The sequence below is a fragment of the Puniceibacterium confluentis genome, from assembly GCF_007923445.1.
In the GTDB taxonomy this organism is placed as follows: domain Bacteria; phylum Pseudomonadota; class Alphaproteobacteria; order Rhodobacterales; family Rhodobacteraceae; genus Puniceibacterium; species Puniceibacterium confluentis.
Genome location: NZ_VOJI01000006.1, coordinates 227,814 through 249,575, shown reverse-complemented (window position 1 = coordinate 249,575; position 21,762 = coordinate 227,814). Strand labels below are relative to the sequence as shown.

The following is a 21,762-nucleotide window of genomic DNA, read 5'->3' as shown; positions in this document are numbered from 1 at the left end:
CGCGCTCAGCCCGGCGTCAGAAAATGCCGGTCGGTGTCGGCCAGAATGAAGTTCACGATCTCGCGCACATAGTCACTCTGGGTTTCGTCTCCCAGCCTGCGGGCACGTTCCTGAAACGACCCCTCGCCCTGCGCCAGCATCTGGAAGGCCGCCCGCAGGGCGGTGATGTCGGTGCGTGAAACACCCTTGCGCTTGAGTCCCACCAGATTGAGCCCGTCCAGCACACCGCGCGGCGCCTGCACGAGGCCATAGGGGATCACATCGTTGGTCACCATGGTGACGGCGCCGATTATCGCGCCGCGACCGATCCGAACCCACTGGTGCACACCGGAGAGTCCGCCGACGATCACGTCATCCTCGATGATGCAATGCCCGGCCAGCGCAACCGAATTCACCAGAATCACCCGGTCGCCGATGCGCACGTCATGCGCCACATGGCACCCGGCCATGAACAGCCCGTCGTCACCGACCTTTGTCAGTCCGCCACCCGCTTCGGTGCCGGCGTGCATGGTCACATGTTCGCGAATCCGGTTGCGCGCCCCGATTTCAAGCCGGGTCTTTTCGCCCCGGAACTTCAGATCCTGCGGCACCTCGCCGATGACGGCAAAGGAATAGATCGTGCAGCCTTCGCCAATGACGGTGTCACCGGTCACCACCACATGGCTTTTCAGCGTCACCCCGGCACCCAACCGCACCTCGGGACCGATGTGGCAGAACGGGCCGATCACACAGCCCGTGCCGACGACGGCACCGTCTTCGATCACCGCGCTGGGATGGATATCGCTCATTTCGGCAGGTCCATCATCGCGGTGAACTCGGCCTCACAGGCCAGTTCGCCGTCCACCTCGGCCACGCCGCGGAATTTCCACACCTTGGCCCCCGCCTTGCCGCGCAGGGTCGTCAGACGCATCCGCAACTGGTCTCCGGGCACCACCTTCCGGCGGAACTTGCAGTTGTCGATCGACATGAAATAGATCAGCATTTCCTTGTCGGCCAGATCCAGTGCGACCCCGACCATCACCGCCGACGTCTGGGCCATCGCCTCGACAATGGTCACCCCCGGCATGATCGGCGTGCCCGGAAAATGCCCCTGGAAATGCGGCTCGTTCATCGAGACGTTCTTGATCCCCAGGGCCGACGCGGTGCCGTCAATCTCGATCACCCGATCCACCAGCAGGAAGGGATATCTATGCGGTAGAATTCGCTGGATCAGCTGGATATCGGCACTTTTCAGCGTGTCGGTCATGCGGTGTCCTTTGCTCCCGGCGGATGGTTCCCTGTGCCTAGCAATCCCGCGCCGCCGGGGCAAGCGTGTCCGGCGCCGATGCCCGGTGGTTCAGGGCTGCGTCGGAAGGATCGTACCGCCATCTCCGATGACCGCATCAATGCGCCGAATGGCCAGATCGGTGATATCGACCGCGTCCGCGCTGACGATCACGATGCGCCGTTCGACAATCAGCGCGGCGCCGGTTTCCTGCAAGATCGCCGAAATTTCCGGGCGGGCCGCCTGAATGAACACGCGGCGGGCCTCTTCGTTGCGCCCGTCAAGGTCGCGCGCCTTCTCGTCCTGCTCGCGGCGGAACCTTTGCACCCTGGCGTCAAAGGCATCCGCCAACGCCCGAAAGTCGGCTGGCGCCATGCTCGGGCGCTTGTCCGTCAGGCGCTGTTCCTCTTCGGTCAGCTGGGCAGTGATCCTGTCGTTTTCCGCGACAAGCACCTCGCGCGATGCCTCGAGTTCGGACTGAATGCGGCGGCCAAAGGCGCTCTCGGCATAAAGCCGGTCGGATTCCAGCGTCAGGATCGGGCTTGCCGCCTCGCCCGTTGACAAAGGCGCATCGATCACCCGGGTTTGCGATACGGCCGCCGCCGGCAATGCCAGCAGCGACAGCAGAAAGCCAAGGCGCCTGCAAATCGCCCGGGGCTGCATCAGAATTCGGTCGAAATCGTCAGTTCGAATTCCTGCGGGATGTCATGCTTTTCTTTCACAAGCGCCTTGGAAAAGTTGAACCGCAGCGGCCCGATCGCCGTGTCCCAGAACAGCGAGATCCCGGCCACCTGACGGATCGAGGATTCCTCATAGATCACGTCGGCATTGGTGGCATCCAGATCCCAGAGCGATCCGATGTCATAGAAGACGCCACCCGAAACCCCGTATTCGTCGGGCACACCCAGCGGGAATTCCGCCTCGAATCGCGCGACGGCGAACAGGTTGCCCCCCAGCGCATCATCGACACCGGCCGCGGTGCGTTCGCGCGGTCCGATCCCGCCCGGTTCAAATCCGCGCATGATCGACGGCCCCATGAAGAAACGGTCGGTCACCCGGCTGCCTCCGGAGGAATAGTTCACCGATCCGGCTTCAAAGCTGGCGCGCAGCGTGACTTCTTCATTCAGGACCAGTTGCTGGGCCACGGCGCGCAGGTTGGTGCGCACAAAGGTGGTATCGCCGCCAAGTCCGCCAAAGTCCTGGCCGAACTCCAGCTTGATGCCCTTGGTCGGGTCCAGACCGGACCGCCGGGTGTCATAGCTCAGCGTGTAGCCCACCGAGCTGTCCCAGCGCGGACCTTCCGCTGCCTCTGCCGCCACCAGGGCGCCGACCACGGTGTCGGTCTGGCTGATGTCCGAATACTTGGTGCTATAGCGCAGGGTCATTTCGCCATTCTCTGAGATCGGAAAGGTCAGAGACGGTGAAAAACGCCCTATGGCGGTGTCGTAGTCGGCATTCTCGTTGTCTGTCTCGGTATAGGACAGCCCGACTCCAAACCCCAGGTCACGGCCCAGAACGGCCGGCTCGTTGAAGCCGAAGGTATAGGATTTGGACGACGATGCGGTGTTGAACCCCAGATTGATGCCCTGCCCGCGGCCAAGGAAATTGCGTTCGCGGAATTCGATCGCCAGACCGAAGCCGCTGGACGAGGAATAGGAACCGCCAAAGCTGATCGACCCGGTGGGCTGCTCTTCGACATTCACGTCGATCACGACCTGCTGCGGACTGGACCCCTCGCGGGCTTCGACCTCGGCGTTGGCAAAGAAGCCAAGGGCGCGGATACGCTCGGCGCTTTCGCGGATTTCGCGCGGGTTGAACGGGTCGCCTTCGACGATCCTGAACTGGCGCCGCACCACACGGTCCAGCGTGGTTGTGTTGCCCTCGATATCAATGCGCTCGACAAAGATCCGCGGGCCACGGGTCAGCTGAAACTCGACATCCAGCGACAGATTCCGTTCGTTGCGGGTCACACGCGGCTCGACGCGGACAAAATTCAGACCCTCGCGGATAGCAAGCCGTTCCAGCCGGGCAATCTCGTTGTCGACCTGGTTGGGCGAATAGACCTTGCCAGAGCGCAGGCTGATCTCGTTCTGGAACACCTCGGTATCGACTTCGGGCAGATCCGATGCCACCGACACCTGGCCAAAGGTGAACTGCTGACCTTCCTCGACGTTGAAGGTGACAAAATAGCCGTCCCGTTCCTGGCTGATTTCGGCGTTGACGCCGGTGATGCGAAAATCGACGTAACCACGCGAGGTGTAGAAATCCTGCAACACCTGGCGGTCGAACTGCACACGATCCTCGATGAAGGTGTCGGACGAAATGATTGCCCGAAAGATCCCGGCCTGTTTGGTGCCCAGCACCCGGCGCAGGCGGCGGTCGGAAAACTGGTCGTTGCCGACAAAGGCAATGCGCTCGACCTCGGTCACACCGCCTTCGAAGACTTCAAAGACCAGATCGACACGATTGTCGGACCGCCGGATCACCTTGGGCTGCACCCTGGCCGCCAGACGGCCCTGCTGCGAATACCCTTCGGTGATCTTGCGGGCGTCCGCTTCGGCGGTGCGGGGGTTGAAGACCTTGCGAGATTGCGACTGAATCAGCGATGCCAGCTCTTCGTCACCAATGCGTCGGTTTCCCTCAAAGGAGATCGTGTTAATCGTGGGGAACTCGACAACCTTGATGATCAGTGCGTTGCCTTGCGGCACTATTTCGACGGTTTCGAACAATCCGGAGCCAAGAATGCGCTGATACGCGTCGTTCAGCTCGGCTGCCGACACGGCCTGACCTCGACCGATTCCGGCGTAACTCAGGATCGTTCCCGGCTCGATACGCTGGTTGCCCTGGATCTGGACGCTGCTGAAAGTGTAGGACTGGGCCAGCACGATATGCGGAAGCGTCGTGAAACCCACTGCAAACGCTAGGGAAACCGCTCCGACGATCTGGCGCTTTCGTTTTCCGGTAAAGATTGTCTTTGTGCGCTGCCCGGGCGCTGCCGTTTTATCGGTCATTTTGCCATTCCATTCGCCATCCCACTCGCCTTGTGAGTAACGGGAATGGCGAAAGTTGTCAAAAGCCGTTGTCGGCTAAATCGCCGGGAACTGACCGGCCGACGGCGCTCGGATCACAGGGATCCGAGAAAGGCGCCGAAGAAGAGCGCGAAAACGACCGTGCACAGATACAGAAGCCGATCCCAGTTCAGGTTCAGCAACAGGTTGAGGCTGCGGAAGCCGTTGGAAAACGTCTGCATGGTTCACTCTTTGGGTTACTGAAATGAAGTCCCATCATGCCCAGAAATTGTGGCAGGAATTGGACCACGCACAATGATCAGCGCATGGCCCGGGATTTCGACCGCGACAGGCACCCTGCCCGCAGCGCTGGACCCCGAAGTTACGGGCAGAAGATGTCGTTGGACAGGGCAAAGACCATCAGGCCCAATACCAACGTCAGTCCGATGGACATCAGCACCTTGAGTGCGCGATCGCTGGGCGGACGCCCCGAGACCGCCTCATAGGCAAAAAAGCACAGATGTCCGCCGTCCAGCACTGGCACCGGGAACAGGTTCAGCATGCCCACCGCGGTGCTCAGCACGGCGATGAACCAGATGAAGCTGGTGGTGCCGGCGCTCGCCATCGCGCCCGAGGTTTCGGCGATGCCGATGGGGCCGGACAGGTTGCAGGTGCTGATCGCGCCCGTCACCATGTGCCAAAGCCCGGACAGCGATCCCTCGATGATCCGGCCGGTCTGCGCCACGGCCGACGTGACGGCGTCCCAGGGGCCGGGTGTCACGGTGGCAGGTTCGAACAGCATGCCGCCGGCGATGCCGATGCGATAGACCGTTTGGAAGGAATTGTCGGGCTGGGGTTCGTCGGTGCGGCGCGGCGTCAGCGTCAGGTCAAGCTGTTCGCCGTCACGCCAGACGCGCAGCGCCAGCGGCGCCCCGTCCGAGGATTCGACCTGCTGCTTGAGCTGATCGAAAGCGAAGATCGGATCGCCGTTGATGCTTTCGATCACGTCTCCCGCCCGCATGCCGATGTCACTCGCCGCCGAGCGCGGCACGATCTGGCTTGCCAGCGGCGGATAGACGTAGGGGCCCGACACATCGCGTTCGCGGCCGTCGCGGATGACGGTGTAGACAAGCCGTTCCTGCACCGGCAGGTTGTCCAGGAAGGAGTTGAAGGCCACCGGATCGTCAAAGGCCGGCGGCACCACACCTTCGATGGCGGCAATTTCGTCTCCGGCCCGCAGTTCCTGCACCGCCGGAAGCGGGCGCAATTCGCCCACGGTCAGCGGCTCGGACACCACGCCGCGCACCATGAATATCCCGGTGAAGATGATGATCGACAGGATGAAGTTGAACACCGGACCCGCGGCAACGGTCGCCGTGCGCGCCCACAACGGCGCGCCGTTCATTGTCCGCCGCCGTTCCGACTCGGACAGTGTCAGCATCGCGGCGTCGTCCTTGCCGCCCGAGGCGTTGCTGTCACCCTTGAATTTCACATATCCGCCAAAGGGTAACAGCGCGAACTGCCAGCGGGTGCCGCGCTTGTCGACCCGCGAGAACAGCACCGGGCCAAAGCCCAGGGAAAAGACATCGGCATCGATCCCGGACCAGCGCCCGACAATATAATGTCCGTATTCGTGGATCGCGACGATCACCGAAAGGGCGACGACAAAAGCCAGCAGCGTCCACAGAACGCCCCCGAACTGCGGGATCAAAGTGGTCATGTCCAAAACGTCTGCCCTTATCCGTTGCGTATATATTCGTCGGCCGTCACTCTGGCGAGATGGTCCGCCTGCCGCACGTTATCAAGAGAAATCTCGGCATCAATATGGCTCTTGTGCGCCGAAAGCCGGTTCAGAACCACCTCGACCACCTCTGCCATCTGAAGAAAACCGATGCGGTGGTCGATGAAGGCATCCATCGCCTGTTCCTTGGCGGCATTGAACACCGCCCCGGCAAGCCCGCCCGCCGCCATGACATCGCGCGCCAGCCGCAGCGCAGGCCAGCGCGTCTCGCAGGCGGCACGAAAGGTCAGCTGGCCGATCTGAACCAGGTCCAGCCGCTCGACCGGCAGCGCGCGCCGTTCGGGATAGTGCAATGCATAGCCGATCGCGTGGCGCATGTCACTTGGGCCGACATGGGCCATCAGGGCCCCGTCGCGGAATCCCACAAGCGCATGGACCAGCGATTCCGGGTGCACCACAGCCTCGATCCTGGCTGGGTCCAACTGAAAGAACTCTCTGGTTTCAATCAGTTCCAGTGCCTTGTTGAACATCGACGCCGAATCGATGGTGATCCGCTGCCCCATGTCCCAGTTGGGATGTGTCGCCGCCTGTTCGGGGGTCGCCTGTGCCAGTCGCTCCAGTGGCCAGTCCCGGAAGGCGCCGCCGCTGGCGGTCAGAACGACACGTTCGACATCCTCGATCCGCTCGCCCACCAGTGCCTGAAACACCGCCGAATGCTCGCTGTCCACCGGCAGCACCACACCGCCATGCGCGCGGGCCGTGGCCATGATCAGCGGCCCGGCGCAGACCATGCTTTCCTTGTTGGCCAGGGCCAGGGCCGCGCCCTGCTCCAAGGCTTTCAGCCCCGGCGCCAGCCCGGCGGCCCCGACGATCGCCGACATCACCCAATCCGCAGGGCGCGCCGCGGCCTCCAGCAGAGCCTCTTCTCCGGCGGCCGCCGCGATTCCCGTTCCCGCCAGCGCCGCCCGCAGGTCCGGCAGACACTCGGCAAAAGCCGTCACCGCCACTTCGGCGCGTAAATTCCGTGCGTCTTCAGCCAGTTGCGCGACGTTCCTGCCACCACTCAGAGCGACGATCTCGTACTCGTCCGGCGCCCGTGCAATCAGGTCAATCGTGTTCTGACCGATGGAACCGGTGGCCCCGAAGATCGAGACGCGCTTCATGGCTGGTCCAATCTCATGGCGTGGCGGTCGGCAATCCGACAAGTTGCCCGACGATCACGATGAACAGCGCCGCCCCGAGCATGCCGTCGAACCGGTCAAGCAATCCGCCGTGTCCGGGAATGAGGTTCGAACTGTCCTTGACCCCGGTGCGCCGCTTGATCGCGCTTTCCGCAATGTCGCCGATCTGGCTGGCCATCGCCACCGCGACACTGATGCTCATCAGGCCCAGCCCGGCGGTGGTCGATGCCGCAAAGGCGAACCCGACCAGCGCCGCGCCGATCCAGCCGGCGACGGTGCCGGACCAGGTCTTTTTCGGGCTGACCCGGGGCCAGAACTTGGGTCCGCCAATGATCCGGCCGGCAAAGTAACCGGCGATATCGGTGACCACGACCACCGTGACCAGCCAGGCCATCCAGGTCAGGCCAAAGTCGTTGCGCAGGGAAATCAGGCCATAGCCCGCCAGCAGGATCACCGCCGTATAGACCGCATATGTCACGCCGCCCCGCTCCATCCGGCCCAGGCCCACCATGGAGGGCAGCAGCAGCAACGGCAGCGCGAACGCCACCGGCACTTCGATCGCCAGCATCAATGCCGATCCGGCAATGACGCCCAGCACCAGCGACGACTTGCTGCGCCTGGAATCCAGCATGCAGACCAGTTCCCAGACCATGATGCCGCTCACCAGGACCGTGAGGCCGTGAAACCACAACCCGCCGGCCCAGATGGCCAGCAGACCGACGATTACCATGGTCACCCCGGACAGGAGCCGCGGCATCAGATCGTCCCAACGTGATGTGCTCATGCCCGTACCGCTCCATACCGGCGATCGCGCAGACCAAAGGCCTTGGTCAGGCGACCGAACTCTTCGGCACTGAAATCGGGCCAGAGCGTATCGACAAACTCATATTCGGCATAGGCGGACTGCCACAGCAGGAAATTGGAAATCCGCGCCTCGCCGCTGGTACGGATCACCAGATCAGGATCCGGTAAAACATATGTATCAAGATACTTTGGCAGCGTTTCTTCATTCACCGAATCCGGGCATAGCTTGCCCGCAGCCACGTCCTGCGCCAACCGCCGCGTGGCGCGTGCCACCTCGTCCCGGCCGCCATAGTTCAGCGCCACCGTCAGGTTCACACCATCACAATGTTCCGTGATCGTTTCCATCTCATCCATCAAGCTGATCAGTTTGCTGTCCAGCCGCACCCGGTCGCCGATGAACCGCACCCGCACGTTTTCTTCGCGCAGGGCCCGGGTTTCCTTGGCGATATAACGCCGGAACAGGCTCATGAGACCGGCCACTTCGGTCTGTGTCCGTTTCCAGTTCTCGGTCGAGAACGCAAAGATCGTGAGATACCGCACCCCGAGATCGGGACAGGCCTCCACCAGTTCCCGAATGCGTTTGGCACCGGCGTGATGGCCGAACAGACGCGGCCGACCGCGCTGGCGAGCCCAGCGGCCATTGCCGTCCATGATTACAGCGACGTGGCGCGGGCCATTGCCCTCGCGGATCGGCTTGGCCATCACGGCCCCCCTATTCGGACGACTCAGACCTGCATGATTTCGGCTTGCTTGGTCTCAAGCATTTCATCCACTTTGGCGATGTAGCTGTCGGTCAGGTCCTGGACCTCGGTCTCCCAGAATTTCTGATCGTCTTCGGAGAGCGAGCTGTCGGCCTTGGCCTTCTTGATCTGGTCCATGCCGTCACGCCGCAGATTGCGCACCGACACCCGGGCGCTTTCGGCGTATTGTGCCGCAACCTTTGTCAGTTCGCGACGACGTTCTTCGTTCAACTCGGGAATCGGCAGCATGATGATCGTGCCGTTGAGCTGCGGGTTGATGCCAAGACCGCTGTTGCGGATCGCTTTTTCGACTTTGCCGACCAGACCCTTGTCCCAGACATTGATCGTGACCATGCGGCTTTCGGGCACGTTCACGGTGCCGACCTGATTGATCGGCGTCATTGACCCGTATGCGTCGACCATCACCGGCTCCAGCATCGACGCCGAGGCGCGCCCGGTCCGCAAGCTGGCAAATTCCGTGCGCAGGTTGGACATGGCGCCATCCATGCGCCGTTTCAGATCGTCGGTATCCAGTTCGAAATCTTCGGCCATCTGCTCTGTCACTCTCCGGCAGTTTCGTTTTGCCAGTGGTTTAGAGCACAGCACCCCGCATGTATAGACCGGCGCTGAATTTCACGGCCCCAGAGCGGCGCGCAAAAAAAAGCCTCCCGCCACGAGGACGGGAGGTAAGTGGGCGGGATAAGGGCAGGCTTACCCTTATCCGATAGACAGAACGCTAGGCGGCGTTCCGAATTCCGTGCGACTGTGCAGAGTCGCGGATGGCTACCAGCGCAAGGCGCTGTGCCGCATCAATCAGTTCGCGGCGCGTGGCGCCCTGCTCGCGCATCGCAATCGGCGCACTGACAAGAAAGGTGTACCGCTCGGCAGGTGCCTGGGCGGCCGGGCGCATCACCAGTGTGACGCGCGCCTCGATCCGGTGAAAATCGCGGTAACGACGCACCGAGCGGATCTCGGAGGTCAGAACATCTGCGGGCAGATCGGCGGTCTTGGACTTCACGTCCTGAAGCGAAATGCAGGACGTCTTGTACAGATTATGAATCTTCATCGTCGTCTCCATTTCGTTGTGCCCGTCGGGGCTCTGCCGCGTCTTGCTTTTGCGCACCGGAATTCTCGTGTTCCAGCGTACCGGAGTTCTCGTGCTCGAGAGTACCGGTATACAATCGCTTTGAAAACACGTTTCGCGGGAAATTGTGGCGAAAATAAGGCAGGATTCCAAGTGACGTGGGGTCACAAAATTTTCCGTTAAGACTCCGTTAGATTTGGACAAAATAAAGTCTTTGAAGTTTTTGAAGCTGATTTGTATACACGTGCACAAGCACCATTACACAAACAGGATTACCCGATGCCTAAAGACGGATATTTCCTGCATCAGGACATCCTGGATGCATTACGGACCCGGATTTGCCTGACGCCACCCGAAGAATCCTTCCCGCTGCAAGAGAGCGCCCTGGGTCGCGAGTTCGATGTGTCCCGTACTCCGGTGCGGCAGGTGCTGCAAACTCTGGCGCGCGAGCATCTGGTGGATATCCGGCCCAGCGTCGGCGCAACCGTCACCCGGCTGTCGCCGTCCAGCAAGTCGGAATGCTTTACTCTTTACAGGGATCTCACGGCGATTGCCGCGACATTGGCGGAAGGCAAGCCGCTCCATCGCCGTACGACGATGGAGTTTGCCTCGGTTATGGGGATCCTGCAGAGCGATCCGGAACTGAACACGGAACTGTACGTGACGCTCGCCGTTCGGATTCAGATGGCGGTGTCGCTGGTGATCGAGGATCAGATCCTGTTCGATGCGCTGCTGGCCGCATTCTGGCGGGTGATCCGCTGGCGGGTGCAGGATCTCGACCGCGATCCCGAAATGCACTGGGGCCGGTTCCTCAGCAACGTCAGGGAAACCGCGGATTCAACGGCCAGCGGGGATCCTGCCCATGTTCTGCGGACCATCGCCGGCGTGACGGACAAGATGGTCACCCTGCAACGGACCCAGCCCTGACCTGATCAGTCTGGCCGGGTGTTTGCCCGGCAGCTGACAACTGACGGCCCCGAACCACGAACGGCGCGGGGCAAGCGGCGGGCGCGTCAGCCCTGAACGCGGGTGTATGTTCCTTCGCCCGCCAGAATGCCCTTGAACCCGCCGGGTTCATCCAGCGAGAACACGATGATCGGCAGGTTGTTGTCCCGTGCCAGTGCAATGGCGCTGGCGTCCATCACCTTGAGGTGTTTGGCCAGACAGTCGTCATAGCTTACGGTGTCATAGCGCACCGCATCGTCGTGTTTCATCGGATCCTTGTCATAGACCCCGTCCACCTTGGTTCCCTTGAAGATCACTTCACAGGCCATTTCGTTCGCCCGCAGCGTCGCAGCCGTATCGGTGGTGAAATACGGGTTGCCCGTGCCGGCCGCAAAGATGCAGACCCGCTTTTTCTCGAGATGGCGCACGGCGCGGCGGCGGATGTAGGGTTCGCAGACCTGATCCATGGGAATCGCACTGATCGTCCGCGTGTGGATCTTCAGCTGTTCCAGCGCCGCCTGCATGGCCAGGGCGTTCATAACCGTCGCCAGCATCCCCATGTAATCCGCCGTGGTCCGCTCCATCCCCTGCGCCGATCCCTGCAGGCCGCGGAAAATGTTGCCGCCGCCGATCACCATGCAGATCTCGACTCCCATGTCGTGCACGGATTTCACTTCCCGAGCGATCCGCTCGACGGTGGGCGGGTGCAGTCCAAAGCCCTGATCGCCCATCAGCGCCTCGCCGGAAATCTTCAGCATCACGCGCTTGAATGTTGTCGGGGGGGTCTCTGTCTGGGCCATGTTGCGCTCCGTCCGGTGTCAGGTCTAGGATCACCGGCATAGATGTCGCAAATCCCGCGCCGGGGCAATGCCGCGCTGCGGCTTGCCGACTGAAACCGACGGAACGGCACTTTATCCAGCCGCACCGTTACCCTGACGGAGACGACCGGACGTGACATCAACCTTTCCCGTCGACCTGTCCCGGCTGGACCCGGCGCGTCCGGTGCTGATTGCCGGTGCCACGGCCAGCGGGAAATCGGCGCTGGCGCTGCAAATCGCGCAATCGCAGGGCGGCGTGATCGTCAATGCCGATGCCATTCAGGTCTATGCGAACTGGCGCATCCTGACCGCCCGCCCGTCGCGCGACGACGAATCCCTGGCGCCCCACGCCCTCTACGGCCACATCAGCGGCGACACCTCTTATTCCGTCGGTGCCTGGCTGCGCGATGTGGCCCCTTTGCTGGGCGGGCCTGACAGGCTGATCATCACCGGCGGTACGGGTCTCTATTTCAGCGCCCTGACCGAAGGGCTTGCCGACATCCCGGCGACGCCGCCCGAACTGCGCGCTCAGGCCGACCGGGTCCGGCAGGGGCACGGCCTGGCCGCGATGATCGCCGATCTCGACACCCGGTCGGCGGACCGCATCGACCAGCGCAACCCGATGCGGGTGCAACGCGCCTGGGAGGTCCAGCGCCTGACCGGACGTGGCATTGCGGACTGGCAGGACGATACCCCGCCGCCCCTGTTGCCGCTGGCGCAGGCGCAGGCCTTTGTCGTCGATCTTCCCAAGGAGGTGCTGAACGCCCGCATCGCCAGCCGGTTTGCACAGATGATCCGAGCCGGCGCGCTGGAGGAGGCCCGAGCCAACCTGCCGGATTTCGACCCGCACCTGCTCTCGTCCAAGGCGATCGGGGCGCCGGAGCTCATCGCGCATCTGCGGGGGGAAATGACCCTGGATCAGGCAGCAGAGCGCGCCACCATCGCGACGCGGCAGTTTGCCAAGCGGCAGCGGACCTGGTTTCGCTCCAGAATGGCGGACTGGACCCGGATCAAGCCCGGAGGATCGGCCGCATGAGCCAGAAGCCCGCCTTCCTCAGCCGGTCCCGGATGAACGAAGGCGCGCCGCGCGACAGGCGCGACATCCGCTGTCAGTCCCTGATCCAATATGCACAGGGCGCCCCCTGGAGGCTGAACCATCTGCACGACCTCTCGCGCAATCTGCTGATCTGGATCACCCGCGGCCAGGGCCGGGTCATCGTCAACGGGGTTCGCCGGGGCATCGGCACGCACAACGCGCTGTTTCTTCCGGCGGGCACGCTGTTTGCCATTGATCTGGGGCCGCAGGGGTTTGCGCAGGTCGTGGAAAGCCCGGCCGGCCTGACCGGGCGGTTGCCGCAAACGCCGGTGCACCTGCGGGTACGTGACAGTCTGGCCCAGGCCGAACTGACCGCCGAGATCGAGGCGATGCAGCGCGAAATCACCCGTGGGCGGTCGCTGATGCAGGACGCTCTCGAGGCACATGTCGGCCTGATCGCCGTCTGGATCGCCCGTCAGCAGGCCGAGGGCAGCAGCGACGCCCCCCGGGATACCGCTGCGCAACGACTGGTCAGGCAGTTCGCGCGTCAGGTGGTGCGCGACTTTCGCTCTGACCGGCCGATGGCGGGTTATGCCGCCGCGCTGGAGGTGACCCCGACCCATCTGACCCGTGTCTGCCGGGACTGCTGTGGCAAGACCGCCGCCGAGATCCTGACCGAACGCCGCCTTTACGAAGCCCGGATCCTTCTGGCCGCGCCCGCTCCGGCAATCCAGGACGTGGCGCGTGCGCTTGGCTTTCACAGTCCCGCCTATTTCACCCGGTTCATCCAGACCCACACCGGCCAGACCCCGAGCGCGCTGCGCAAGCTGAGCCTTGGATCCAATCGCGCAGAGCCGGTTCCGACCGGTCCGGCACGCCGCTCCTGACACGGGACGCGTTGCGGCAACGCAAGAAATCGGCCACGAACCAAGGTGCCGACCACCGTGACGGGTGCGTTGGCGGACGGATCGGCGCAAAGTTGCCATGCGTCGTTTCCGAAGGCGGAAAGTGTCGCATTTGCAGCAGCCGGTGACAAAGACAATCGTTGACGCGTCGGTGCATCTGGTGCCGAATGTTGGCAACACCAGATCGCCGTCACACCGTCCAAGTACCGATGAACTAAAACAAAACGGCCTGTGTTCGCTTGAAATTTGCCAAAGGGAGAACAAGATGACCCAAGCAGACGACATCGGTCGGGTCCACCCGGCTGCGCAAATGTACGCTGCGGAACTCAAGGCCGGACAGATGGACCGCCGCGAATTTCTCACCCGGACCACCGCACTGGGGCTCAGCGCGACTTCGGCCTATGCGCTTGGCGGCTTGGCGTCGCCGGTTCAGGCCGCAGCCCACGTCCGGGATGGGGGGACGATGCGCATCGAATCCTACGTCCGCGCGGTAAAGGATCCCCGCACGGCAGACTGGACGGAAATCGCCAACTTTACCCGTGGATGGCTGGAGTACATGGTCGAGTACAATCGCGACGGCACGGTGCGCGGCATGTTGCTGCAAAGTTGGGAGACGAACGACGACGCCACCGAATACACGCTTCATGTCCGTCCCGGCGTGACCTGGAACAACGGCGACGCGTTCACCGCCGATGATGTGGTGCGGATGCTGGAATACTGGTGCGACAAGTCGGTCGAGGGCAACTCGATGGCGGCGCGGATGGCCAGCATCATTGACCTCACAACCAACAGGCTGATGGCGGGCGCGGTTGAAAAGCTTGATGATCTGACCGTCAGGATCACCCTGCCCGCCCCGGACATCACGCTGATCGTGAACATGGCCGATTATCCCGCCGCCGTGGTCCATGGGGGTCACACCCCCGACACCATGCTGGAGAACCCGGTGGGCACCGGCCCGTACCTTCCGGAATCGCTGGAAGTCGGCGTCAGGGGCGTGCTGGTCAGGAACCCCGATCACCGCTGGTGGGGCGCCGACGCGGAAGGGTTCGGCGGTGCGGCTCTGGAGCGGATCGAATACATTGATTATGGCACCGATCCCTCGTCCTGGATTGCCGCCATCGAATCCGACGAAGTCGACATGCTGTATCAGAACGTCAACGAATTCATCGAAATCGGTGATGCCATCGGTTGGGAGAAATCCGAAGTGGTCACCGGGGCCACCGTCGTGCTGCGCTTCAACCAGCAGACCCTGGTCGGGGACAGTGCCCCCTATGCGGACCTCAAGGTGCGCAAGGCGGTTCAGATGGCCGTGGACAACAACATCTGCCTGGAACTCGGCTATGCCGGGTTGGGAGTGGTTGCCGACAACCACCATGTGGCCCCGGTGCATCCGGAATATGCCGATATCGGCGGCACGGAAGTGAACCCCGACCAGTCGGTGGCGCTGCTGGCAGAGGCCGGCATGGCCGAGTTCGAACACGAGCTGATCACGCTGGACGACGGGTTCACCAAGAACACCGGCGATGCGGCGGCGGCGATGATGCGCGACGCCGGGATCAGCGTGAAACGCACCGTGCTGCCGGGATCGACCTTCTGGAACGACTGGGCGAAATATCCCTTGTCGGTCACCGAGTGGAACCACCGCCCGCTGGGCGTGCAGGTGCTGTCTCTGGCCTACCGCTCGGGCGAGGCCTGGAACGAAACCGGCTATGCAAATCCCGAATTTGATACCCGGCTCAACGCTGCCCTGTCGATTGCCGATGCGGACACGCGCCGCACGCTGATGGCCGACATCGAAAAGATCCTTCAGGATGATGCGGTGATCATTCAGCCCTACTGGCGCTCGCTGTATCGTCACTTTCGGCCCGGGGTGATCGGGGCCGAGATGCACCCGAGCATTGAGATCCATCCCTACAAGCTGGGCTTCAGCGCCTGACACGCGCTTGGGGCAGCAACCGCCGCGCCCTGCCCGGCCAGCCCGCGGTCCATGCTGCTGGGTCAATGGGATGGTGCCGGGCACCGCGGGGCATTCCCGGGGTTCGAGGGCGTCAAGGCCGTCGATCATCCCGCACGCCCTGTTGCCACTCGGGCCGGTCTGGATCGGGTTGGCATCGGCCTTTGGCCTCTCGACCATTCCAGATGGCGGTTGGGCCTTTGGGGCAGGCTGTTCGGCGCGGGGGGCGGTCACATCATCAAAGCCGCGCAGCCTCGGCACTGCTGTGATACGCTGGTTCGGTGAGTCGCGGCCGGGATGTCTGCGTACAGACCTGCGCCTGCGCATTGACAGAACCTGACGGGCCGCACCGCGAAAGATCACAGCACAGACAGGGAAACTGCCATGATCACGCTTTACCACAGCCCGCGGTCGCGGTCCTCGCGCATCGTCCAGCTGGTACACGAAATGGGTCTGGACGAATCCGTCGACATTCGGGACGTCACCATTCCGCGTATGGATGGCAGCGGCCAGGCAGACCCCTCCAATCCGCACCCCGAAGGCAAGGTTCCTCTGCTGGTGCACGATGGGGTCGAGATCCGCGAATCCAACGCAATCATGTTATATCTCACCGATCTGTTTCCCGGCTCCGATCTTGGAGTTCCCGTCGGCCACCCGCTGCGGGGCAGATACCTGAGCTGGCTGGCTTATTACGGAAACGTTGTCGAACCGGTCTATGTGATCGCCATGTCCCGGCATTCGCATGCGGCCTTTGACACGACATTCCGCGATGTCACCGCTGTCGAAACGGCACTGGCGAAAGCGCTTGAGGCTGACCAGTATCTCTGCGGCAACAAATTTACGGCGGCGGATCTGCTGCTGGCGTCGCCCTATGCCTGGATGCCGGACTTTCTGCCGGCGGCACCGGCAATCCGCGACTGGTTCGGGCGCTGCATGTCGCGCCCGGCGCGGAAATGGATGGAACAGCGCGACGCGAACGCCGCCGCCTAGCTTTGTTGCGGGCTGATCCGAGCCAGACCGCGAAGAAGGCGCATCAGCCGGTCGTGACGTCCCGGCCAGGGGGCGTCAACCGCCCCAGATCACCTTCACATAGTTGCGCGTCTCGGCGTAGGGGGGAACACCGCCGTGTTTTTCCACAGCGCCAGGCCCGGCGTTGTAGGCCGCCAGTGCCAGCTTCCAGGACCGGAACTTGGAGTATTGCTGGCTGAGATAGCGTGCGCCGCCATCAAGGTTCTGCGCAGGGTCCGATGGATCCACCCCAAGCAGTCGGGCCGTGCCGGGCATGAGCTGCGCCAGCCCCAAAGCCCCCTTGTGCGAGCGGGCATTCGGGTTCCAGCCGGATTCCTGCTGCACCAGCCGCAGGAACAGGTCTTCGGGCACCGCATGTTTGCGCGCCGCAAGCCGTGCCATCCCGAGGTAGACCCCCTTGTAGCGACCGCGATATGCCGGCGAAGACCCGTCTTGCCCGGTGTCCCATTTGGTCGGAGTGATCACCCGCGCGGGCTGCAAACGTATGGAGTTGTTGTATTGCTGGGCTGCGCGGTTATCCAGCACCCGGGTCTGGGTCGAAAACAACCGAGAGCGGTTCTTGCTCGACAGTACATCACCCTGAGCTGTGCTGGCAAAAACCAGTGACAGCGTAGCGGCCACCGCCACACTCGTTCCGACAAGACGCATGATCCCTCGATCCGTTCTTTTGCTTGCGGCGGACTATATCTGTTTTGCCAAGTTTTGCCAGCCTGATGAAGTTTGGCTCCATAACCGCTCCGGAAATCTGGGCGTAAGGCGGATCTGCTGCACAAGGCCCGTGAAGTCCGAGGTTCCTGCCTCCCATTGGGATGCATTCCGCCGCTTCGGCAAGGGGTCTTCCGAGAGCGGCGGCGCACAGTCACCCGGCGCGGTTCACCGGCGGTCGGGCAGCAGCAGCGAGGCATCACCATATGAAAAGAACCGATAGTCCTGCGCGATGGCATGGGCATAGATCGCCCGCACCCGCGCAGGCCCCATCAGCGCCGAAACCAGCATCATCAACGTTGACTTCGGCAAATGGAAATTGGTCATCAGCGCATCGCTGATGCGAAAGTCAAAGCCGGGATAGATAAAGATATCCGTATCCCCCTGCCAGGCGCCGAAACCGTCCCGCGCCGCGGTCTCGATCAGCCGCAGCGCAGTGGTGCCGACCGGGATGATCCGACCTCCGGCCGCCTTGGTTGCCCGAATTTCGTCAGCGGCGGCGACAGAAACCTCGCCCCATTCGGCGTGCATCCGGTGAGTGGTCACATCCTCGACCTTGACCGGCAGAAAGGTTCCGGCCCCGACATGCAGCGTCACATAAGTGAACTGCACGCCATGCGCCGTCAGCGCCGCCAGCAGCGGCTCGTCGAAATGCAGCGACGCGGTGGGTGCCGCGACAGCCCCGGCACGGCGGGCCCAGACGGTTTGATAGTCTTGCTTGTCGCGCGCATCCGCCGGACGCCGGGCCGCGATATAGGGCGGCAGCGGCATCGCCCCGGACTCGGCCAGCGCGGCGTCAAAGTCCGGGCCCGAAAGGTTGAAGCGCAGCAGTCCCTGACCGTCGTTCCGCGCCACCAGCCTGGCCGAAAGTTCGGCGGAAAACCTGATCTCTTCCCCGTCCCGGATCCGCTTGAGCGGTTTCAGCAACGCAGACCAGCAGCCGTCGGCCTGCGGCTCCAGCAGGGTCACCTCGATGCGTGCCTCGGTCCGGCCCTCCGGCCCGGTGCGGTGACGCAGTCCGGACAGCCGCGCCGGGATCACCCGGGTGTCGTTCAGCACCAGCCGGTCACCGGGACGCAGCCAGCGGACCAGATCAGTCACAACCGCATCGGTGATGACATCCCCCTCGGCCACCAGCAGCCGCGCCGACGACCGCGGGCTGGCGGGCCGGGTCGCGATCAGCCGCTCGGGCAGCTCGAAATCAAAATCCTGTAGCTTCATGGTCGCGCCTGCTGATCTGGGTCACCTATTGCGAAGCCTTCGCCTGCCCGGGGGTCGGCGGGGCACGGCGAAAAATCTCGCGGAACATGCCGGGGGTGAACACCGAAAGCGGATTGACTGCAACCCTTGGCGCGCTGGTCTGCCCGCCGAGGGTAAAGCTGAAGCCGATCAACCCCTCGCCCTTGCGGGTGAACAGCGCCCCGATGCCGTTCAGGATATAGATCGGCGACAGCACGCCCTGCATGTCCAGAACCCTGCTGGCAAGGTTGTAATATCCGTCCAGCGATATGCCCATCGACGGCCCCGTCGCGCTGGAACTGCGCAGAATGAGCTGCTGCGGCGTCAGGCGAAAATCGGCATCCACCTCGGAAAAGTAGATCCCGGCGCCATTCAGTTCGTCGATCAGGCCGACGACGCTGATGGCATCCAGCAGCGACCCGATGGCCGGCGCGTTCTGCAGGCGCACTTCGGACACATCCAGCAGCCCGTCATAGCTGCCCGGCGTTCCCGCCACCGGTGTCAGACGCAGGGTCATCGCGCCGCCCTTGACCGATTTCAGCAGCCCCGTCGCCTCGAGCACCCGGCCCGCGTTGGGCGCCGAGATCAGCACGGCGCTGCGCCCGGCTTGCGGCGCGATCCGCCCCGAGATCGGCGCCTTTGGCCCCAGCATCGCGGTAAACTCGCCCTGAAAGCCGCCCTGGGTGGTAAACTGTCCCCGTACGGTGTTCAGCGTGATGCCCCGGGCCACGGTGACCTGGTCCAGCGCCACAGAGATCGGACCACCCGCGGCGCCGGATCCGCCGCCGCCGGTCCGGGTCGGCATTTCGCGCAGGTCGAGCCGCCCGGCCGTCACCGCGATCGCCGGGGCGCGGCCACGCCCCCGCGCGGTCAGCGTGACCGGCGCGTCCAGCCAGCCACCGGCGCGTACACGCGAGAACACCAATCGGTTCAACGACCGGTCCTTGTTCAATTCCAGCCGCCCCTCGGCCTTCAGGCCCGGCGCATCCACTGCCAGGCGCCGCACCTCGGGCACCGGGCCAAGCGTACCCGAGACTTCGAAGCTGCCGGTGGCCTTTGGGGACAGCCGCCAGCCAAGCGCGGGCACCGACAGGCCAAGCCCGGCAAGCTGCGAGCTCAGACGAAAGTCCGGTGGCCTGCCCCTGGCCAGATCCAGTGTCAGGGTACCCGGTCCCTGCCCGCTCAGCAGCCCGTCCGGCAGCGCAATGCCAAAGGTGCGCGCCGCACCGGGGCTGAGCGTGACCTGCCCGGCAACCCGGCTGCCGGCCCCCGGCACCCCCAGCGGTTGGGTCCAGCTGCCGGCGAAGGGCACGCCATCCACCTGCGCCTGCCCGGAAATCTGCACTTCGCGGGGGGTCACCGCGATGCTCAGCGCCCGTGCGCTGACCCGCCTGCCGGGAATTACGGAGTCACTGGCCACATCCCGCAGCGTGCCCTGAAAGTCGAATGTCATGTCCGGCAGGCGCACCCCCTTGCGCAGCGGCAGCTCCAGCAGACCCTCGATCTCGGCCTGCCCCGTGGCCAGGGAGACCGGTTTGCCGGCCTTCTGCATCACAAACAGCGGTTCCAGATCCAGATAGGACAGTGCCGAGGTCACAGCCCCCCTTGCCTTCAGTCCGATCCGTGCCTGTGCCGGTTTCACCCGCGTGTCGGCAATGGCAAAGGTGGTGCCCGAGATGTCGACCGCCCCACCTTCGGGCGGGGTGATCGTGCCGCTCTCGAGCATGACCGAAAGCCGGTGATCAATCAGCGTGAATTGCCCCGCGCCATCGGTGACCGGCGGCAGGGTGCGGGCGTAGAGCGAGGTTGCCCCCTCGAACGCAAAGTCGAGGTAGAGCGACGGTTTTGCCTGGCCGGAAGTTCGCAGCGCGAACTGCGCATCGCTGACCTGACCGGCAACGACGTTGTTCAGAAACCATTGCCGCGCCCTCGGCGCCAGAACCGGCGGCCAGTAGCGGGCCACTTCGTCGGGGGTGCTGCGGGCCAGCTGGCCGTCCAGCGACACGTCCCACCCTTCCTCGCGGGCCGCCAGCGCGCCACGCAGGAATAACGGAGCCTCCAACCCCTCGACCCGCAGGCGCCCGACGGACAGATGGAACGGATCGAGCTCAAGCCTGAAGTCGGTCTCGGCCCGGGCCACCGACACCGGCGCGGCAAACAGGTTGCCGGGGTTCGCGACCAGCCGCGACAGGTGAAACTGGCCCAGCATCGCGCGCGGCCAGCCGGTCTCCAGCCCTTCGATCACCGCGGTTCCGTCGGCGGTGGCCTGTCCCACGGCGCTGTCGACCGATATCTCGTTGAACTTCAGTGTCGCGGTTGCGGGATTGTAGCTGAAATAGGTGCGCGCGCTGCTGAACGGGATCGGCGTGGTGCGGGTATTGGGCTGCAGCACCCCCGCGCCGATCTGCAACGTGGCGTTCAGGATCCCCAATCCGCCATCCGAGCGGATCGAACCGCGCAGCGCGCCCGAAATCGGCGCCTGCAACGCCCGCAGCCACGCCAGCGCCGGGCTTTGGGTCGCGATGTCTTCCGACGCCAGATGGCTGAGCGCGATACCGAATGACAGATCGCGCCGACCGATGGCGCTTTCGGCGCTGAGTTGAACGGTCGCCGCCGTGTCCCCGCGTCCCAGCACCGTAAGTCCGGCGGTCAGTCGCAGCGTGCCACCTTCGCGGGTGATCCGCAGTGACCCGCCATCGCCGGTCCAGCCGCGATGCGCGCGATCGTCCTCCAGCCGAACGGTCAGCGCATCCACCTCGACCCTGCGCAGCGCAGCCAGCAGTGGCCGGGACAGGGCGGAATCGATCTGCGCAATCAAAGTCGGCAGATCCGGCATCCCGCCGGCGCCCTGTTGAAAGGCCGGTCCCAGCGCCAGCCCCAGCCGCCCCTGCGGATCGCGGCGCAGCGTGGCAAAGACGCCCGACACCCGGGCCTCGCGCAGGACAACATCCCCGCGCAACAACGGCCCGGGCCGGACGCCGACGCTGACCCGGCTCAGATCGACCACCGGAACCCCGGTCGCGGTGGCGATGCGCACGTCCGACAGCGAGACCTGCGCCAGCCCGTTGCGCTGAACCAGCAGACCTGCCTTGCCAAAGTTGATCTGCAGATCCGGCACCGCCTGGGCAAGCCGGGCCTCGATCCGTTCGTGCATCCAGTCGGGCGCTGTCAGAGGACGGCCCAGCGTGGCCCAGACGACCAGACCGGCCATGGCGAGGAACATCGCAAGCGACAGCAACATCCACACCCCGGCCTTGCGGCGGCGGCGACCTTTGGGCCGTTGACCTTCAGGCGGCGTCGGCAGGGGGG

The 21,762-nt window shown here is 63.9% G+C and carries 20 protein-coding genes; 5 read left to right on the top strand and 15 right to left on the bottom strand.

Annotated elements, in window-relative coordinates; all coding sequences use genetic code 11:
- Positions 1 to 5 precede the first annotated feature (5 nt).
- The 11 genes from lpxA to FOY53_RS09420 form a co-directional block, all read right to left on the bottom strand.
- A complete protein-coding gene (gene lpxA, locus FOY53_RS09465; RefSeq protein WP_146588101.1) occupies positions 6 to 788 on the bottom strand; it encodes an acyl-ACP--UDP-N-acetylglucosamine O-acyltransferase in 783 nt (260 codons plus the stop codon).
- Entirely contained in the window at positions 785 to 1,246 is a 462-nt protein-coding gene (gene fabZ / locus FOY53_RS09460) for a 3-hydroxyacyl-ACP dehydratase FabZ (RefSeq protein ID WP_146588100.1), read from the bottom strand. Before fabZ ends, lpxA begins: the two co-directional genes overlap by 4 nt.
- Before the next feature lie 90 nt (positions 1,247 to 1,336).
- Entirely contained in the window at positions 1,337 to 1,927 is a 591-nt protein-coding gene (locus tag FOY53_RS09455) for an OmpH/Skp family outer membrane protein (protein WP_146588099.1), read from the bottom strand.
- Entirely contained in the window at positions 1,927 to 4,275 is a 2,349-nt protein-coding gene (gene bamA, locus FOY53_RS09450) for an outer membrane protein assembly factor BamA (RefSeq protein ID WP_146588096.1), read from the bottom strand. The genes FOY53_RS09455 and bamA overlap by 1 nt, the downstream gene beginning before the upstream one ends.
- A 113-nt stretch (positions 4,276 to 4,388) precedes the next feature.
- A complete protein-coding gene (locus FOY53_RS23965) occupies positions 4,389 to 4,514 on the bottom strand; it encodes a hypothetical protein (RefSeq protein WP_281289557.1) in 126 nt (41 codons plus the stop codon).
- Positions 4,515 to 4,654: 140 nt separating this feature from the next.
- Positions 4,655 to 5,998, bottom strand: a complete 1,344-nt coding sequence (rseP, locus tag FOY53_RS09445; RefSeq protein ID WP_146588094.1) for an RIP metalloprotease RseP — start codon at positions 5,996 to 5,998, stop codon at positions 4,655 to 4,657.
- An 11-nt stretch (positions 5,999 to 6,009) separates the two neighbouring features.
- The gene (gene dxr / locus FOY53_RS09440; protein ID WP_146588092.1) at positions 6,010 to 7,176 is read right to left on the bottom strand and encodes a 1-deoxy-D-xylulose-5-phosphate reductoisomerase; all 1,167 of its coding nucleotides are present in this window, start codon (positions 7,174 to 7,176) and stop codon (positions 6,010 to 6,012) included.
- 13 nt (positions 7,177 to 7,189) lie between these two features.
- The gene (locus FOY53_RS09435) at positions 7,190 to 7,978 is read right to left on the bottom strand and encodes a phosphatidate cytidylyltransferase (RefSeq protein WP_146588090.1); all 789 of its coding nucleotides are present in this window, start codon (positions 7,976 to 7,978) and stop codon (positions 7,190 to 7,192) included.
- Positions 7,975 to 8,700: a polyprenyl diphosphate synthase gene (uppS, locus tag FOY53_RS09430; RefSeq protein ID WP_146588088.1), complete on the bottom strand. Its 726-nt coding sequence runs from the start codon at positions 8,698 to 8,700 to the stop codon at positions 7,975 to 7,977. The genes FOY53_RS09435 and uppS overlap by 4 nt, the downstream gene beginning before the upstream one ends.
- Positions 8,701 to 8,723: 23 nt before the next feature.
- The gene (gene frr, locus FOY53_RS09425) at positions 8,724 to 9,290 is read right to left on the bottom strand and encodes a ribosome recycling factor (protein WP_146588086.1); all 567 of its coding nucleotides are present in this window, start codon (positions 9,288 to 9,290) and stop codon (positions 8,724 to 8,726) included.
- 184 nt (positions 9,291 to 9,474) lie between these two features.
- Positions 9,475 to 9,804, bottom strand: coding sequence for a hypothetical protein (locus tag FOY53_RS09420; RefSeq protein ID WP_146588084.1), 330 nt, complete (start codon positions 9,802 to 9,804; stop codon positions 9,475 to 9,477).
- Between the two features lie 297 nt (positions 9,805 to 10,101).
- Between FOY53_RS09420 and FOY53_RS09415 the strand changes: the two genes are divergently transcribed.
- A complete protein-coding gene (locus tag FOY53_RS09415; RefSeq protein WP_146588082.1) occupies positions 10,102 to 10,749 on the top strand; it encodes a GntR family transcriptional regulator in 648 nt (215 codons plus the stop codon).
- A gap of 86 nt (positions 10,750 to 10,835) precedes the next feature.
- On the opposite strand, the gene pyrH is transcribed toward FOY53_RS09415, so the two are convergent.
- Entirely contained in the window at positions 10,836 to 11,567 is a 732-nt protein-coding gene (gene pyrH / locus FOY53_RS09410) for a UMP kinase (RefSeq protein WP_146588080.1), read from the bottom strand.
- A 151-nt stretch (positions 11,568 to 11,718) separates the two neighbouring features.
- On the opposite strand from pyrH, the gene miaA reads away from it, so the two are divergent.
- The 4 genes from miaA to FOY53_RS09390 all read left to right on the top strand — a co-directional run bounded on the left by miaA (position 11,719) and on the right by FOY53_RS09390 (position 16,470).
- Positions 11,719 to 12,621, top strand: a complete 903-nt coding sequence (gene miaA, locus FOY53_RS09405) for a tRNA (adenosine(37)-N6)-dimethylallyltransferase MiaA (RefSeq protein WP_146588078.1) — start codon at positions 11,719 to 11,721, stop codon at positions 12,619 to 12,621.
- Positions 12,618 to 13,508, top strand: a complete 891-nt coding sequence (locus tag FOY53_RS09400; RefSeq protein ID WP_246107340.1) for a helix-turn-helix transcriptional regulator — start codon at positions 12,618 to 12,620, stop codon at positions 13,506 to 13,508. The genes miaA and FOY53_RS09400 overlap by 4 nt, the downstream gene beginning before the upstream one ends.
- A 283-nt stretch (positions 13,509 to 13,791) precedes the next feature.
- Positions 13,792 to 15,462: an ABC transporter substrate-binding protein gene (locus FOY53_RS09395; RefSeq protein ID WP_146588076.1), complete on the top strand. Its 1,671-nt coding sequence runs from the start codon at positions 13,792 to 13,794 to the stop codon at positions 15,460 to 15,462.
- 402 nt (positions 15,463 to 15,864) lie between these two features.
- Positions 15,865 to 16,470, top strand: coding sequence for a glutathione S-transferase family protein (locus tag FOY53_RS09390; protein ID WP_146588074.1), 606 nt, complete (start codon positions 15,865 to 15,867; stop codon positions 16,468 to 16,470).
- Positions 16,471 to 16,545: 75 nt separating this feature from the next.
- On the opposite strand, the gene FOY53_RS09385 is transcribed toward FOY53_RS09390, so the two are convergent.
- From FOY53_RS09385 to FOY53_RS09375, 3 genes are all read right to left on the bottom strand, one after another.
- On the bottom strand, positions 16,546 to 17,157 hold the full coding sequence (locus FOY53_RS09385; RefSeq protein WP_146588072.1) for a lytic transglycosylase domain-containing protein: 612 nt from the start codon (positions 17,155 to 17,157) through the stop codon (positions 16,546 to 16,548).
- Positions 17,158 to 17,382: 225 nt separating this feature from the next.
- Positions 17,383 to 18,435 (bottom strand): tRNA preQ1(34) S-adenosylmethionine ribosyltransferase-isomerase QueA, encoded by a 1,053-nt coding sequence (queA, locus tag FOY53_RS09380; RefSeq protein ID WP_146588070.1) that lies wholly within the window; start codon positions 18,433 to 18,435, stop codon positions 17,383 to 17,385.
- A gap of 25 nt (positions 18,436 to 18,460) precedes the next feature.
- Entirely contained in the window at positions 18,461 to 21,694 is a 3,234-nt protein-coding gene (locus FOY53_RS09375) for a YhdP family protein (protein WP_146588068.1), read from the bottom strand.
- Between the last annotated feature and the right edge of the window lie 68 nt (positions 21,695 to 21,762).